Source organism: Sphingomonas sp. C3-2, from assembly GCF_033025475.1.
GTDB lineage: Bacteria > Pseudomonadota > Alphaproteobacteria > Sphingomonadales > Sphingomonadaceae > Sphingobium_A.
This window is the reverse complement of sequence record NZ_CP130322.1, coordinates 313,943-329,332: the sequence shown is the minus strand read 5'-3', so window position 1 is coordinate 329,332 and position 15,390 is coordinate 313,943. Positions and strand designations below refer to the sequence as shown.

Genomic DNA, 15,390 nt, shown 5'->3' with positions numbered 1-15,390 from the left:
CCATAGGGACTCGCACATGAAATCCGTTTTCTACATCCTGCTGGCGTCCACGGCGCTGGCCGGCGCGTCGGCTGCGGCAACCGCCGAAGGCACGCCCGCTGCGCAGGCTGTCTCGGCAAAGGCCGAATTCGGCACCTTCGGCTTCGACGAGGCGGGCATGGACCGCGCGGTGAAGCCGGGCGATGATTTCTATGAATATGCCAATGGCGAATGGACCAAGCGCACGCCGATCCCTGAGGATCGTTCCAATTATGGTATGTTCACGCGTCTCGACGATCTGTCGCGCGAGCGCACCCGCGACATCCTTGAAGAGGTGAAGGGCGATACGTCGAACAGGATCGGCAATGCCTATGCCAGTTTCCTTGATGAAGGCGCGGTCGAGGCAAAGGGGCTTGCCCCGCTCAAACCCTGGATTGCCAAGATCAAGGCGGTGCGCACCAAGGCCGATTTTGCAGCGCTTTCGGGCGAAGCGGATCGCAATGGTCTGAGCACGCTGTTCGGCGTTTATGTCGGCCAGGATGATAAGCACCCCGAAACCTATGCGCTGACGCTGTTTCAATCGGGCCTCGGCATGCCCGACCGCGACTATTATCTGAGCGACGACAAAAAGCTTGCGGAAACGCGCGCGGCCTATCTGGCGCATCTCGAAAAGATGCTGACGCTTGCCGGTGAGAAGAATGCGGGGCCACGCGCGCAGGCGCTGCTGGCTTTCGAAACCGCGATTGCCAAGGTGCACTGGAGCAAGATCGACAGCCGGGATGCGACCAAGACGTACAACAAGCGGATGCTGGCGGATCTTGTAAAGGATGCGCAGGGATTTGATTTTACGAAGTACTTTGCGAAGGTCGGTGCCAATGTCGATGCGCTGATCGTCGCCCAGCCCACTGCGGTTCAGGGGATCGCCAAGCTGGTTGGCGAGACCGATATCGCGGTGCTTAAGGATGCGATGCTGGTTCGCTCGCTCGACGGCTATTCAGATTATCTGCCCAAGGCCTTTGTCGACGAGAATTTCGCATTCTACGGCACGACGCTGTCGGGTACGCCGCAAAACGAACCGCGGTGGAAGCGAGGCGTCACCTTCGTCACCCAGAGCCTGAGCGACGAGGTCAGCAAGATCTATGTCGACCGCTATTTCCCGGCGGAAACCAAAGCGGCTGCCGACGCGCTGGTGAAGAATGTGATCGCGGCGATGGATCGCCGTATCCAGGGCCTCAGCTGGATGGCGCCCGAAACCAAGGAAAAGGCGCGCGCAAAGCTGGCGGCGTTCACGCCCAAGATCGGCTATCCGTCGCAGTGGCGCGATTTCTCGGGTCTGCAGGTGAAGCGTGACGACCTGCTGGGCAATGCGATCCGGTCGGCCAATTTCGAGCATGATTTCAACATCGGCAAGCTCGGCAAGCCCATCTATCGCTGGGAATGGGGCATGACACCGATGGAGGTGAATGCCTATGCCAATTTCTCGATGAACGAGATCGTCTTCCCGGCCGCGATCTTGCAGCCGCCCTTCTTCGATCCGCATGCCGATCCGGCCGTGAACTATGGTGGCATCGGCGCCGTGATCGGCCATGAAATCAGCCATCATTTCGACGATCAAGGCAGCAAATATGATGCCAGCGGTACGCTCACCGATTGGTGGACCAAGGAAGATGTCGAGAAGTTCGGCGCGCTCACCAAGCAGCTCGTCGACCAATATGACCTGTACGAGCCGCTGCCCGGCGAGCATGTGAAGGGCGAGCTGACGCTTGGCGAGAATATTGCCGATCTCGCGGGCCTCACGGCTGCCTATGAAGCCTATAAGCTTTCGCTCGGCGGCAAGGAGGCGCCCGTGATCGACGGGTTCACTGGCGATCAGCGCTTCTATCTCGGCTGGGCGCAGGTATGGCGACGCAGCTACCGCGAAGCCAATCTGCGTCAGCGCCTGCTCACCGATCCGCACGCGCCGTCGATCCAGCGCGCATGGATCGTCCGCAACCTTGATCCCTGGTACGGTGCCTACAAGCCGGATGCCTCGGTAAAGCTTTTCCTGAGCCCGGAAAAGCGGGTGCGTATCTGGTAAGCGTACACCGCAACGCTTGACGGAAGATGGAGCGGCGGCGATGACGGGTTCTGCCCATGAACATGCCGCCGCTTCAAAGCCTTGCACGCACATTCGAGCCGCCGCGCGATAGGGGGCAGCGTTCCCGCGACTGGCTGATCCTGATGCTCATCGGTCTGTCGATCCTTGCGTCTGCGGGCATCGTACTCTGGGCGGTGGGTAATCCGATCATTGCCGCCGCCTTTGCGGCGACGATGCTGGTGCTTGCCGCCACCTTGCTGCTGTACCGCAATCGGGTGTTGCGGGCGGCTCCTTCCGCGCTTCCGGCCGACTGGTCGCTGATGCGCGACGTGGCTCAAAGTGATCTCGTCGCCACCGCGATAACCGATCGCACCGGGCGACTCGTTTCCGCCAATGACCTCTATGGTGAGTGGTTTCGCGATTATCCCACGCCGCCGGGCCTGCCAGTGTCGCAGACCTGTGTGGAGCAACTCGCCGATGCGGCGCGCGACGCCTGGCGCGACGGGCAGAGCGTGGTCGATCTGCTGGAATTCAAGGGCCTGCGCCTGTCGCTTCGCGTCATGCGCTCGGGCCGTCTCGAAGATCACCTGATCTGGCGTTTCAGTCGTCACCGGTCGCTCGACCTGCGGATTGAGGCGCAGCGCTTGATCGAGGGTGAGGGCGGCGACCGGCTGGGCGAGGTCGGCATCATGACCGCACTTGTCGGTGCGGATGGGCGCATCCATGTCGCCAACCGGGCATTTCGTGCGCGTTCCTCAGGGGATAATCGTGCCGAAGGGCTGGATTTTGTCAGCCTCTTCAACGTCGATGCAGCAGGCGTTCGCCGCTTTCGACAGGAAGGCGCCAGCGCAACGGCGCTTCGCCTGCTCCAGATGCCGCTTGGGTCGACCGGCGTGGATGGCGCGACGTTGCTTTTCATCATCGATGATGAGGCGCGTGGTAGTGGCCTGATCGAAGGCGGCACGCCGCAACATCTGCAGGCGCTGCTCTCGATGCTGCCGCTGGGGCTGGCGCTGACCGACCGGGATGGTCGCTTCCTGTTCATGAACAAGATTTTTGCGCGCATGGCCGGCGTGGATGACGGTGAAATGCCGATCTATCCCGGCGACTTGGTGGTGCGCGAAGACAAGGCTGCGGTCGCCGACACGATCCGGCGATTCGGCAATGGCCAGCAGATCTTGTCGGGTGACATTGCTGTGCGGCTTCTCAACAATCCCGAGGAGACGGTGGCCCTTACGATTGCCGGTGCGCGTGGGTTAGGTGACGCCGCAGTGCTGCTGTCCCTGAAGGACAGCCGCGAGGAAGCACGCCTGAAGCGCCAGGCGGAGCAGGCGACCAAGATGCAGGCGGTGGGGCAACTGGCTGGCGGCGTGGCGCATGACTTCAACAATATCCTGACCGCGGTGATCGGGCATTGCGACCTGATGCTGATGCGACACGCGCCCGGCGATAGCGATTATGACGATATCCAGCAGATCCGGAGCAATTCCAATCGCGCGGCCGGTCTGACCCGCCAATTGCTCGCTTTTTCGCGGCAGCAGACGCTGCGCCCGCAGAACCTGCAGCTTCCCGACGTCATCTCCGAGGTGTCCAACCTTCTAAGGCGGCTTTTGGGCGAGACGGTGAACCTAAATGTGTCGCATGGCCGCAATCTTGGCGCGGTGCGCGCCGATCCCGGCCAGCTTGAGCAGGTGATCGTCAATCTCGTGGTGAATGCGCGCGATGCCATGCCCGATGGCGGCAGCGTCGCGATCCAGACTTTCGCGCTCCCCGCAGAGGAGGTGCCGGCGCTTGGCATAGACATCATGCCCGTTGTCGATTTCACCGCGCTGCGTATCTCGGATACGGGCACCGGTATCCCAGCTGACGTGCTGCCCAAGATTTTCGAGCCCTTCTTCACCACGAAGGAAGTGGGCAAAGGCACCGGGCTTGGCCTGTCGACCGTCTATGGCATCGTCAAGCAATCGGGCGGTTTCATCTTTGCCGATTCCCGGATGGGTGAGGGGACCAGTTTCACCATCTATATGCCCGTGCATCACAGCGCGCCGGCCGTGGCGCCGCGTGAGGCGCCCAAGACGCAGCAGGGGGAGCTTTGGGGCAGCGGCACCATCCTTCTGGTCGAAGATGAGGATATGGTTCGGGCCGTCGCCGAGCGCGCACTCACTCGCCATGGATATACCGTCCTCACTGCCGCCAATGGCGAAGAGGCGCTCGAGGTGCTGCATGGCGGCGCAAGCATCGATCTGCTCGTGTCCGACGTAGTGATGCCGACCATGGACGGGCCGACGATGGTGAAGCAGGCACGTCTGACATGGCCGGATATGCCGATATTGTTCATGTCGGGCTATGCCGAGGAGCAGTTGCGCAAGTCGATCGATCTCGATCGGGTTGCCTTCCTGCCCAAACCCTTCTCGGTCCAGCAATTGGCCGAGGCTGCGCGGCAGGCGCTGGGTGCAAAATGACTTTGCGGAAATACAGGGCCTGCTATGGGTGAATGCATGAATTCGCCGCTACGTATCCTTATCGTCGAGGATGAGCCGCTCATCGCGATGATGCTTGAGGATTTTGTCGAGACGCTGGGGCACAGCTGTGTGGGAACAGCCGATACCGTGGCGGGTGCGATTGCGCTGAGCGATCAGCAAAGCTTTGACGCCGCTATCCTTGACGTGAATTTGCGGGGCGGCGAGCAGTGCTGGCCTGTCGCGGACAAGCTGGCCGATGCCGGGAAACGATATCTGCTGGCGAGTGGAGGGCAGACCGAAGCGCGACCCGGACGCCATCTCGACGCGCCTATATTGGCAAAGCCGTTCACGATGGACGGCGTACGCATTGCCCTCGATTCGCTTTCCAGTTGAGCTGGTGCGCGTTTTTCGCGCTCCCTTGCCTGAAAGCGTGATTGCGGTTATGGGGCTGCCTGATTTTCAGGCAGATTATGACGAAACTCGCTCCCATTAGCGTCGGTCCCGTGCGGATCGAAATGCCGGTTGTTCTGGCGCCGATGACCGGTGTCACGGATTTGCCGTTCCGCAAGATCGTGCGTCAGTACGGTTCGGGCCTCAACGTGACCGAGATGATCGCAAGTCAGGCGATGATCCGGGAAACGCGCCAATCGTTGCAAAAGGCGGCGTGGGACACGGTGGAAGAGCCGATCTCGATGCAGCTTGCCGGCTGTTCGCCCGTGGAAATGGCCGAAGCTGCCAAGCTGAACGAGGATCGCGGCGCCGCGATTATCGACATCAATATGGGCTGTCCGGTCAAGAAAGTGGTGAACGGCGATGCCGGTTCGGCGCTGATGCGCGACCTCGATCTCGCCGGCGCCATCATCAAGGAAACCGTCAAGGCGGTTTCGGTGCCCGTGACGCTGAAGATGCGCATGGGCTGGTGCCATGACAACCTGAACGCGCCAGAACTGGCGCGGATCGCTGAGGATCTGGGCGTCCAACTGATCACCGTTCATGGCCGCACCCGCAACCAGATGTACAAGGGATCGGCGGACTGGGGCTTCATCCGCAAGGTGAAGGACGCTGTAAAGCTGCCCGTGATCGCCAATGGCGATATCTGCTCGATCGAGGACGCCGAAAAGGCGCTTGAGCTGTCGGGCGCAGATGGCGTGATGATCGGCCGGGGTGCCTATGGCAAGCCCTGGTTGCTGGGCCAGGTGATGCACTGGTTCCGGACGGGCGAACGTCTTGCCGATCCCAGCATCGAAGAACAATATCACCTGATCGTTCGGCATTATCATATGATGCTTGAGCATTATGGCGAGTTCACCGGCGTCAACATGGCGCGCAAGCATATCGGTTGGTACACCAAGGGGCTGACCGGATCGGCCGAGTTCCGCAATGCGGTGAACCAGGAGCCCAAGGCGAGCGTGGTGCTTGAAATGCTCGAGCAGTTTTATTCTCCATGGCTCTCCCGGGCAGCCGCCTGATCCGACTGACCCGCAAAGCGGTGGTCCGCGGAGACGCGCCCACCGCATCAGAGCTTTTTGCAGCACTCCCCGTTCCGACCTTGCTTGTCGATCCGGAGGCCATTGTCGCGGACGCCAATGCGGCTGCCGAAATGCTTCTCAATGCCAGCCGAACCGCCATCATCGGCAAGCCGCTGGAAGCGCATCTGAATTTTCCCGGGCAAACCTCCGTTATTGAAAAGGCGCGACAGGAAATTCAGGTAAGCGCTTTTGATATAACGATTTCAAATGATCGTGGTTTGAAGATTCCGGCCGATATTGTCTTTTCCCCGGTTCCTGATCGCCCGGGTTGGCACATATTGTCGATCCATGCCGGTGCTGCTGCGCATCCGATGGGGCATCGCCGTGAACAGGGGAGCGGTGCGCGCGCGGCCATGGGGGCGGCGGCAATGCTAGCGCATGAAATCAAGAACCCGTTATCGGGCATCAGTGGCGCCGCGCAGTTGCTGGAGCGCAAGGTGGATACCGAAGCGCGCGGCATGACGCGTCTCATCCGCACCGAGGTGGAACGGATAGCCGGCCTGATCGACCGGATGGAAAGCTTCACCGATCCGCGTCCACTCGATCTGTCGCCTGAGAATATATATCCCACGCTCGATCATGCGCGTCAGCTTGCCGTTCATGGCTTTGCGCAGGATATCACCGTGCGCACAGAATATGATCCGTCGCTTCCCATGGCGCAGGTGCATCAGGGGGCGCTCACGCAGGTCATCATCAACCTGCTGAAGAACGCGTCCGAGGCTGTTTCTGGTGTAGAGCATCCAATCATCAGCCTCACCACGGCCTATCGACACGGCGTGTCGCTTGCTGCGCGTGATGGGCAGGAGCGGACGGCGTTACCGATCGAGATTTGCGTGATCGACAATGGGCTGGGGCCGCCGCCCGAGATTGTCGATCATTTGTTCGAACCCTTTGTCAGTTCCAAGCATTCGGGCGGGGGGCTCGGTCTGGCGCTTGTCGACAAGCTGGTGCGAGACATGGGGGGGATTATCCAGTTTTCGCGCGAAGGCGATCCGGAGCGGACGGTGTTCCGCCTCCTGCTTCAGCGTGCCGGAAAGGAGATTGAATGAACGGGGGGCGAGTTCTTGTCGTTGATGATGATGCCGCGATCCGGACGGTATTGGCGGAGGCGCTGAAGGGGGAAGGGCATGATGTCGCCTTTGCCGCGAGCATTGCGGAAATGGACCGGCAGCTCGAACGTTTCGCGCCTGAAATTCTGATCACCGATGTGATCCTGCCCGATGGCAATGGTTTGGATCAGATATCCTCGGTGATCGCGCGGCACCCGGAATTGCCCGTTATCGTCCTCTCCGCCCAAAACACGCTGTCGACCGCGGTTCGCGCGACCGAGCAGGGGGCATTCGAATATCTGCCCAAGCCGTTCGATCTGGATGAACTGTGCACGGCCGTTGCCGATGGTCTGCGAAGCCGTTCTGCGCCCCGGGCAAAGCCAGAGACGCTCAAGGAAGAATTGCCGCTGATCGGTCGATCGCAGGCGATGCAGGATGTCTACCGCACCATCGCGCGCGTGGTTTCCAACGAACTGACCGTTCTCGTGTTCGGCGAGTCGGGCACGGGCAAGGAATTGGTTGCCAAGGCGATCCATGATCTGGGCCCCCGCCGTAGCAAGCCGTTCATCGCGATCAACATGGCGGCCATTCCGCGCGAACTGATCGAATCGGAGTTGTTCGGCCATGAACGCGGCGCCTTTACGGGCGCGCAGGTGCGAAGCGCCGGCAAATTCGAGCAGGCGCAGGGGGGCACGCTTTTTCTCGATGAAATCGGGGACATGCCGATGGAGGCGCAGACGAGACTGTTGCGCGTGCTGCAGCAAGGAGAGTTCACGACCGTAGGTGGAGCGCGTTCGATCAAGGCGGACGTGCGCATCATTGCGGCGACGCATAAAGACCTACCCGCAATGATCGCAGCGAACAGCTTTCGCGAGGATTTATTCTACCGGCTGAATGTCGTTCCCGTTACGCTGCCCGCCTTGCGCGAGCGGCCGGGCGATATCGGTGAACTGGCGGACCATTTTTTGCGCAAGGCCGCGCAAGAGGGGCTTTCCCGCAAACAATTGGGCTCCGACGCGCTGGCGCGGCTGACGGCACATGGCTGGCCGGGCAATGTGCGCGAACTGGAGAATTTGATGCGTCGCCTGGCCGCGCTCAGCCGGGAGGAGGTGATCTCGGGGCGTCAGATCGATCTGGCGCTTGCGCAGGGCGTAGCGGAGCCTGTGCTGACGCCGGTTGTTGCTGGTGGCCATGGGCTTGAGGGGGCAGTCGAGGCGCATCTTTCGCAATATTTTGCGAGCTTTGGTGAGGGCTTGCCGCCCGATGGGCTTTACGACCGCATTCTGGCGGAGGTGGAGGCACCTTTGATTCGTCTCGCACTCGCCGCCGTGCACGGCAATCAGCTACGCGCAGCGGAGCTGTTGGGGATAAATCGCAACACTTTGCGCAAGAAAATGACCGATCATCGGATTGATCCCGGCAAATCGCGCAAAGGGGGCTGAAACCCCCTTTGTGTCCGTGACTTGCGTTGAGACCGGCAGGCGTTCGTAGGCGAGTGAAAATGTGGTGATTTGAGCGTGCGCTGCGCCAAACTGTGTTTGTCTTGCAACGGGAATGTTGTAAGTCAGCAACGGTGAATGTGGGCTATAACGATATTGCCGTGAAGGCTTCACGGTGGCAGCGGGTTCTGAGGGTCGCCTCCCGCCGCGCCAACATCATGCCATGGATTGAATTTGGCACATTCATCCTGGCGTTGGGCGTTGCCCTGGCAAGCTATTTCATTGTTTCCGGCGCACCGACGACGCAGCGCTTGCTCTCACCGCCGCTGGTTGCGCTTTTGCTGGTCGGCAATCTGGTTCCGGGCATCGCGCTGCTGGTCCTGATCGGGCGGCGTGTTGCAAAGAAGCGCGCGCAGCGATCGGTGGTGGGCGGTGGTGGGCGGTTGCACGTCCGTCTGGTGGCGACCTTCTCGCTGATCGCAGCGGTGCCGATGTTGCTGGTCGTGATTTTCGCGTCGCTCTTGTTCCAATATGGCGTCGAATTCTGGTTTTCGGATCGCGCGCGCGGGATGCTCGAAAACGCAGCCATCGTCGCGCAGGAATATAATGACGAATACCGAACGCGCGTGTTGAACAATACCGTCGCGATGGGTTCGGATATCGTCAATTATCTTGACGAAGCGCCGATCGATACGCCCTTGTTTCAACAGGGATTTGCCGGGCAGGTTTATCAGCGCGAGCTTTCCGAAGCGGCGATCATCGTCGTCACCAAGGGCGTGGGCGAGCAGACGCTTGCCATGGTCGATCCTTATGACCGTGGCGATACGCTACGCATCAAACCCGAATTGCTGGTGCGCCTGCGCAAGGGCGAAAGCAGCATTGTCACGGATTCGGGGGATCGGATCGAGGCAGTTACGCGCCTTGGCGTGAAGGAAGAGGCCTATCTCTGGGCCGCGCGCGTCGTCGATCCAAAAATGCTGGCCCAATCCGAGCGAGCCCAGACGGTTTCTACCGATTATCGTCGCTTGCTCGAACGGTCTCGTGCGCTCCAGTTACAGTTCAATATCGCCCTACTTGCCATCTCGCTGTTGATCGTGGGCGCGGCGGTATGGATCGCGCTTGCGGTGGCCGACAGGCTGGTGCGTCCGGTAGGCGATCTTGTCGACGCCGCACAGCGTATTGCCGAAGGTGATCTTTCTGCCCGCGTGCCGCAACCGGTGAGTGAGGATGAAATTGGCAGGCTTGCCAATGCCTTCAATCGCATGGCGCATACCATTGATGAACAGACAAGCGCGCTAGACAGCCGGCGCGCGTTCATCGAAGCCGTGCTTTCCAGTGTGACGGCAGGCGTGATTTCGATCGATCATGCACACAAGGTGCGTCTGATCAACAGCTCGGCGGCGGCACTGCTGAAATCGAGTGTTGCGGGAGCAACCGGCCAGGCGCTTGAGGAACTGGCGCCCGAACTCGATGCGCTTGCTGCGGACGAGGATCGGAACGAGATCGTTCAGATCAATGCGGGTGGCGATCCGCGGACGTTGGCGGTGAAGGTTGTCCGCGATGAAGCGGGGCATGTGCTGACTTTCGACGATATCACGCAGCAAGTGCTCGATCAGCGACGCGCGGCCTGGGCCGATGTCGCCCGCCGGATCGCGCATGAAATCAAGAACCCGTTGACGCCGATCCAGCTTGCGGCGGAGCGGCTTCAGCGGCGCTATGGGAAGCAGGTGGAGGATGATCCGTCCACGTTCGCGCGCCTGACCGAGACGATCATCCGCCAGGTGTCCGATCTGCGGAGGATGGTCGACGAATTTTCCTCGTTCGCGCGCATGCCCAAGCCTGTTTTTCGCTCTGAATCGATTACCGACATCGCGCGTCAGGCCCTGTTCCTGCATGAGGTGGCGCATCCCGACACGCGCTTCTCGCTCGAACAGGACGCGGATCAGATGCACATGGTCTGTGATCGCCGTCAAATCGGGCAAGCGCTAACAAACATTGTAAAAAATGCTGTCGAAGCAATTGAACAAAAAAAGGAAAATGATCCTGAATTTTCCGATGGGAAGATCGTCTTATCGATCGCTACGCAGAATGAGGGACGTCAGTTGACCATCTGCATTGCCGATAACGGCATCGGTCTGCCGCAGGAGCGGGACCGGCTTGTCGAGCCCTATGTCACCACGCGCAGCCGAGGAACCGGGCTTGGTCTCGCGATCGTGAAGAAGATCGTCGAGGAGCATTTCGGGAAGATGAGCTTCGCCGACAATCCAGGTGGCGGCACCGTGATTGAAATGACCTTTGATACGGAAATCCTTTCGCGCGTGATTTCCGATGAGAATGCAGGGCTTGTCGCATCGAGTGATGACGCCCCGCTTACCAAATTGACGCATAAAAGGAGCAGCTGAGATGGCGCTTGAAATTCTGATAGTCGACGACGAACAGGATATCCGCGATCTCGTATCGGGCGTTCTCGAGGATGAGGGCTACAGCGCCCGTAGCGCGGGGCACAGCGACGCTGCGCTCGAGGCGATTGCTGATCGCAGACCTTCACTCGTCCTTCTCGACGTATGGCTGCAGGGATCGAAACTGGACGGCCTGGAATTGCTTGACGAGATCAAGCGCCGTGACCCGTCTCTGCCGGTTCTGGTGATGTCGGGTCATGGCAATCTGGATACGGCCGTTGCCGCCATTCGCCGTGGCGCGGTGGATTTCATTGAAAAGCCGTTCGAGGCCGCACGGTTGCTGCACCTCGTCTCTCGTGCGACCGAGACTGAGCGTCTGCGTCAGGAAAATGCCTCGCTGCGCGCGCAGGTCGGCCGCGAAGAGGAGTTGACCGGCAATTCCGCCGCGATCAACACCGTTCGCGCAACGCTGAAGCGCGTGGCGGCGACAGGAAGCCGCGTGCTCATCACTGGGCCTGCCGGCGTGGGCAAGGAGGTTGCCGCCCGGCTGCTGCACATGTGGAGCAACCGGGCGAGCGGGCCGATTGTTGTAGTCGGCGCTGCGATGATGAGCCCCGAACGTGTCGAGGAGGAATTGTTCGGCGTGGAAGAGGGGGGCGAACTTGTCCGCCCCGGGCTGCTCGAACAGGCGCATGGCGGCACATTGTTCCTCGATGAGATCGCGGACATGCCGCTGACGACCCAAGCCAAGATCCTGCGGGTGTTGACCGATCAAAGCTTTACGCGTGTCGGCGGGCAGCGGATGGTGAAGGTGGAGGTGCGCGTCGTTTCCGCAACCTCGCGCGATCTGCCCGATGAGATCTTGGCTGGGCGTTTTCGCGAAGATCTGTATTACCGCCTGAACGTGGTGCCTGTGCATATTCCGTCGCTCTCTGAGCGGCGCGAGGATATTCCGCCGCTCGTTGAGCATTTTGTCGCGCGCTATGCCAGTGAACGACGCGTCCGGGCGCCTGATGTCTCAATGGATGCGGTTGCCGCGCTCCAAGCCTATGACTGGCCGGGCAATGTGCGCCAGCTGCGCAATGTGGTTGAGCGGACGATTATTCTGGCACCCGGGGACCGGATCGGCAGGATCGATCTCGACATGTTGCCTCCCGAGGTGCTGGGTGGGCACAGCGAGGGCGGTGTGGGTACGGCAACGTCGGCAATCATGGGCGCACCGCTGCGCGAAGCGCGCGAGACATTCGAGCGCGAATATCTCCGTATTCAGATCCGGCGTTTCTCTGGCAACATTTCGCGGACCGCGTCGTTTATCGGCATGGAGCGGTCGGCGCTTCACCGGAAGCTGAAATTGCTGGGCATGGCAGACGTCAAGGCTGAGGGGGACGAATGACTGTCTTCGGTGGACTAATCTTCTCGGAACAGATAGACATTCAGCGCTAATCAGCTTTGCATCAAGCAAATGCCTGCGGGCCACGATCCGCCAAGAAAAGGATGGTATGAAATGCCAGATAAGAGCAATAATAAAACCAATAACTTGCAGGATATCTTTCTCAACACGCTCCGCAAGAACAAGACCCCGGTCACCATGTTTCTGGTCAAGGGCGTCAAGCTCCAGGGCATCATCACCTGGTTCGACAATTTCTCCGTGCTTCTCCGCCGCGACGGCCAGTCGCAGCTCGTATACAAGCATGCGATCTCCACGGTCATGCCGTCGACCCCAATCGACCTTTCGCCGATCGAAGCGGCATTCGATGCTGGGCGTGGCAAATCCCGTTCGCTGCAGGAAGTGTTCCTGAGCGCGGTGCACAAGTCGGAAGATCCTGTGACGATGTTCCTCGTGAACGGCGTGATGCTGCAGGGAGAGATCGTTGCATTCGATCTGTTCTGCATGCTGCTCCAGCGCGATGGTCTGTCGCAGCTTGTCTACAAGCACGCGATCTCGACCGTTCAGCCGGCCAATCCGCTGAATCTCGCCGAAGAAACCGAAGATCAGGATTGATCATATGGTAAAGCCGGGGGCGGGCGGTGCGAAACCGTTCGCTCCCGGCTTTCGCATTTATGAAGAAGTGGAATTGCGTACCGGATGAGCGTTTTTCAGCGCAGTGACGATGATGGCCTGGCAAGAGGCGCGCGCGCGATCGTTGCGCTGCCCGATACTGGCCGTTCCCGGCGCGATGTCGATGCGCGGCTGGAAGAAGCTGCCGGCTTGGCCGAAGCGATTGGCATCGAGGTGGTTGAAAAATTGCCCTTTCGTGTGCGTCAGCCCAAGCCCGCCACGCTTTTTGGTAGCGGGCAGGTGGAGCAGCTTGCGACGGCGGTTCAGCAGGACGAAGCGGAACTGGTGATCGTCGATTCCGCAGTGACCCCGGTACAGCAGCGCAATCTCGAAGATCGCCTGAAGGCCAAGGTGATCGATCGGACCGGGCTTATCCTCGAAATTTTTGGCGAACGCGCGGCGACTGCCGAGGGACGACTCCAGGTTGAACTCGCGCATCTCGACTATCAGGCCGGGCGGCTCGTCCGCAGTTGGACCCACCTTGAGCGTCAGCGCGGCGGCTTCGGCTTTCTCGGCGGCCCTGGCGAAACCCAGATCGAGGCCGACCGGCGCATGATCCGCGACCGGATGGCAAAGCTGCGCCGCGAACTGGCTGAGGTGAGCCGTACGCGCGGTCTGCACCGTGATCGGCGCAAGCGTGCGCCCTGGCCGGTCGTTGGCTTGGTCGGTTACACTAATGCCGGCAAGTCGACGCTGTTCAACCGGTTGACCGGTGCCGACGTCATGGCGGAAGATCTGCTGTTCGCGACACTCGATCCGACGATGCGCCAGATCAGCCTGCCCGGTGTCGAAAAGGTCATCCTGTCCGATACGGTGGGCTTCGTCTCCGATCTGCCGACCCAGTTGGTCGCGGCGTTTCGTGCGACGTTGGAAGAGGTGACAGCGGCCGATCTGATCCTGCACGTCCGTGACATAGCGCATCCCGATAGCGAGATGCAGAAGACGGATGTCGAGGAGGTGCTCCGCGAAATAGGGATCGATATTTCCGCTGAAGGCAGCGTTCCCGTGCTGGAGGCGTGGAACAAGATCGATCTGGTTTCCGACGAGCTGCGTACCGAGATCGTCGGTGAAGCGGCTCGCCGCGATGATGTTGCCGTGCTATCGGCGATCAGCGGCGAGGGCGTCGAGGCCTTGCGCGCCATGGTGGCCGCGCATCTGACGCGTCGGAACCAGGTCCGCACAATCCGTCTGTCGCCCAGCGACGGTGCGGCCATTGCATGGCTGCACGCGCACGGCGATATTGTTGAGCGGGTGGAGGAGGGGGCCTTCATCCGATTTGAAGTTCGCATGTCCGATATGGACTGGGGACGTTTCGAGGCCCGTATATGACAAGCATTCCGACGCCGCGCCGCGCGGTCATTCATTATGACACGCCCGAATATGACATTGTTGAACCGGGCGAGTTCGTCTCCTGCGCAGTAACCGGGCAGCCCATCGCGCTTGAGGCGCTGGTATATTGGAGCGTCGAGGCGCAAGAGGCCTATATCGGCGCGGAAGAGGCAGTGCAGGCATGGCTGAAGCGCCACCCCCCGAAAAAATGACCTCTGTCGTCGAGCCGCTCGTTGCCATCATGGCACGACTGCGCGATCCCGACACGGGGTGTAGCTGGGATGTCGCACAAGATTTTGCGTCGATTGCACCCTACACGATCGAGGAAGCGCATGAGGTTGCCGATGCGATCGCGCGCGGCGACATGGCCGATCTGAAGGACGAGCTTGGAGACTTGCTGCTTCAGGTCGTCTTTCACGCGCGCATGGCCGAAGAGGCCGGGCATTTCGCGCTGGGGGACGTGGTTCAGGCGATCTGCAACAAGATGACGCGCCGCCACCCGCATATTTTCGACACTGCAGGGCAGAGCCTGACTGGCGGACGCCCGGGATGGGAAGCCATCAAGGCGCAGGAACGCGCGGAGAAAGAGGATAAGAGCGCGCTTGCGGGCGTGGCGCTTGGGCTCCCTGCGCTGATGCGTGCCGAAAAGCTCCAGAAACGCGCATCGCGCGCCGGGTTTGACTGGGATGACGCGGCCGGCCCCCGTGCCAAGATCGATGAAGAACTGGCCGAGGTGGAAAGCGCGCCTGACATCGACGCGATGGAGGAAGAAATGGGCGATCTGCTCTTTTCCTGCGTCAACTGGGCGCGGCATCTGAGCATCGATCCCGAAGCGGCCCTGAGGCGCGCCAGCCGCAAATTCGAGACGCGTTTTCGGGCGATGGAGGATATGGTCGGCGAGGGTTTCGATGCGCTGTCCATGGACGAGAAGGAAGCGCTCTGGCGCGCTGCCAAGGCGCGGCTATAGGGTTCAGGTTGTTGGTGGCCAAATGGCCGTAGCCAATCCCGTTCGGGCTCTATGCCTAGTCACTCAGTCAAGCAATGTTGCTCAAAATGGCGACGCTCGTC

12 protein-coding genes are annotated in these 15,390 nt (G+C 60.6%); all 12 read left to right on the top strand.

Annotation, left to right across the window (positions count from 1 at the left end):
• Positions 1 to 16 precede the first annotated feature (16 nt).
• Entirely contained in the window at positions 17 to 2,056 is a 2,040-nt protein-coding gene (locus QYC26_RS01495) for a M13 family metallopeptidase (protein WP_317513640.1), read from the top strand.
• Positions 2,057 to 2,199: 143 nt separating this feature from the next.
• On the top strand, positions 2,200 to 4,518 hold the full coding sequence (locus tag QYC26_RS01490; protein ID WP_317514973.1) for a response regulator: 2,319 nt from the start codon (positions 2,200 to 2,202) through the stop codon (positions 4,516 to 4,518).
• A 36-nt stretch (positions 4,519 to 4,554) separates the two neighbouring features.
• A complete protein-coding gene (locus QYC26_RS01485; protein ID WP_317513639.1) occupies positions 4,555 to 4,911 on the top strand; it encodes a response regulator in 357 nt (118 codons plus the stop codon).
• A 77-nt stretch (positions 4,912 to 4,988) separates the two neighbouring features.
• A complete protein-coding gene (gene dusB / locus QYC26_RS01480; protein WP_317513638.1) occupies positions 4,989 to 5,987 on the top strand; it encodes a tRNA dihydrouridine synthase DusB in 999 nt (332 codons plus the stop codon).
• Entirely contained in the window at positions 5,963 to 7,096 is a 1,134-nt protein-coding gene (locus QYC26_RS01475; RefSeq protein ID WP_317513637.1) for a two-component system sensor histidine kinase NtrB, read from the top strand. Before dusB ends, QYC26_RS01475 begins: the two co-directional genes overlap by 25 nt.
• Complete coding sequence (ntrC, locus tag QYC26_RS01470; RefSeq protein WP_317513636.1) at positions 7,093 to 8,538, top strand: nitrogen regulation protein NR(I); 1,446 nt, start codon at positions 7,093 to 7,095, stop codon at positions 8,536 to 8,538. Before QYC26_RS01475 ends, ntrC begins: the two co-directional genes overlap by 4 nt.
• Positions 8,539 to 8,753: 215 nt before the next feature.
• Positions 8,754 to 10,937, top strand: a complete 2,184-nt coding sequence (locus QYC26_RS01465; protein ID WP_317513635.1) for an ATP-binding protein — start codon at positions 8,754 to 8,756, stop codon at positions 10,935 to 10,937.
• A 1-nt stretch (position 10,938) separates the two neighbouring features.
• Complete coding sequence (locus QYC26_RS01460; RefSeq protein ID WP_317513634.1) at positions 10,939 to 12,327, top strand: sigma-54 dependent transcriptional regulator; 1,389 nt, start codon at positions 10,939 to 10,941, stop codon at positions 12,325 to 12,327.
• A 111-nt stretch (positions 12,328 to 12,438) separates the two neighbouring features.
• The gene (gene hfq / locus QYC26_RS01455) at positions 12,439 to 12,936 is read left to right on the top strand and encodes an RNA chaperone Hfq (protein ID WP_317513633.1); all 498 of its coding nucleotides are present in this window, start codon (positions 12,439 to 12,441) and stop codon (positions 12,934 to 12,936) included.
• An 84-nt stretch (positions 12,937 to 13,020) separates the two neighbouring features.
• Positions 13,021 to 14,322 carry a GTPase HflX gene (gene hflX / locus QYC26_RS01450; protein ID WP_317513632.1) on the top strand — a complete coding sequence of 434 codons (1,302 nt, stop codon included), beginning with the start codon at positions 13,021 to 13,023 and terminating at the stop codon, positions 14,320 to 14,322.
• The gene (locus tag QYC26_RS01445) at positions 14,319 to 14,534 is read left to right on the top strand and encodes a DUF2093 domain-containing protein (RefSeq protein ID WP_317513631.1); all 216 of its coding nucleotides are present in this window, start codon (positions 14,319 to 14,321) and stop codon (positions 14,532 to 14,534) included. Before hflX ends, QYC26_RS01445 begins: the two co-directional genes overlap by 4 nt.
• Positions 14,504 to 15,289 (top strand): nucleoside triphosphate pyrophosphohydrolase, encoded by a 786-nt coding sequence (gene mazG, locus QYC26_RS01440; RefSeq protein WP_317513630.1) that lies wholly within the window; start codon positions 14,504 to 14,506, stop codon positions 15,287 to 15,289. The genes QYC26_RS01445 and mazG overlap by 31 nt, the downstream gene beginning before the upstream one ends.
• Positions 15,290 to 15,390 lie beyond the last annotated feature (101 nt).

Bases quoted from the DNA above. Each gene is read 5' to 3' on its own strand.
- QYC26_RS01495 (WP_317513640.1), top strand. From the start codon at position 17: ATGAAATCCGTTTTCTACATCCTGCTGGCGTCCACGGCGCTGGCCGGC.
- QYC26_RS01490 (WP_317514973.1), top strand. From the start codon at position 2,200: ATGCTCATCGGTCTGTCGATCCTTGCGTCTGCGGGCATCGTACTCTGG.
- QYC26_RS01485 (WP_317513639.1), top strand. From the start codon at position 4,555: ATGAATTCGCCGCTACGTATCCTTATCGTCGAGGATGAGCCGCTCATC.
- dusB (WP_317513638.1), top strand. From the start codon at position 4,989: ATGACGAAACTCGCTCCCATTAGCGTCGGTCCCGTGCGGATCGAAATG.
- QYC26_RS01475 (WP_317513637.1), top strand. From the start codon at position 5,963: ATGGCTCTCCCGGGCAGCCGCCTGATCCGACTGACCCGCAAAGCGGTG.
- ntrC (WP_317513636.1), top strand. From the start codon at position 7,093: ATGAACGGGGGGCGAGTTCTTGTCGTTGATGATGATGCCGCGATCCGG.
- QYC26_RS01465 (WP_317513635.1), top strand. From the start codon at position 8,754: ATGCCATGGATTGAATTTGGCACATTCATCCTGGCGTTGGGCGTTGCC.
- QYC26_RS01460 (WP_317513634.1), top strand. From the start codon at position 10,939: ATGGCGCTTGAAATTCTGATAGTCGACGACGAACAGGATATCCGCGAT.
- hfq (WP_317513633.1), top strand. From the start codon at position 12,439: ATGCCAGATAAGAGCAATAATAAAACCAATAACTTGCAGGATATCTTT.
- hflX (WP_317513632.1), top strand. From the start codon at position 13,021: ATGAGCGTTTTTCAGCGCAGTGACGATGATGGCCTGGCAAGAGGCGCG.
- QYC26_RS01445 (WP_317513631.1), top strand. From the start codon at position 14,319: ATGACAAGCATTCCGACGCCGCGCCGCGCGGTCATTCATTATGACACG.
- mazG (WP_317513630.1), top strand. From the start codon at position 14,504: ATGGCTGAAGCGCCACCCCCCGAAAAAATGACCTCTGTCGTCGAGCCG.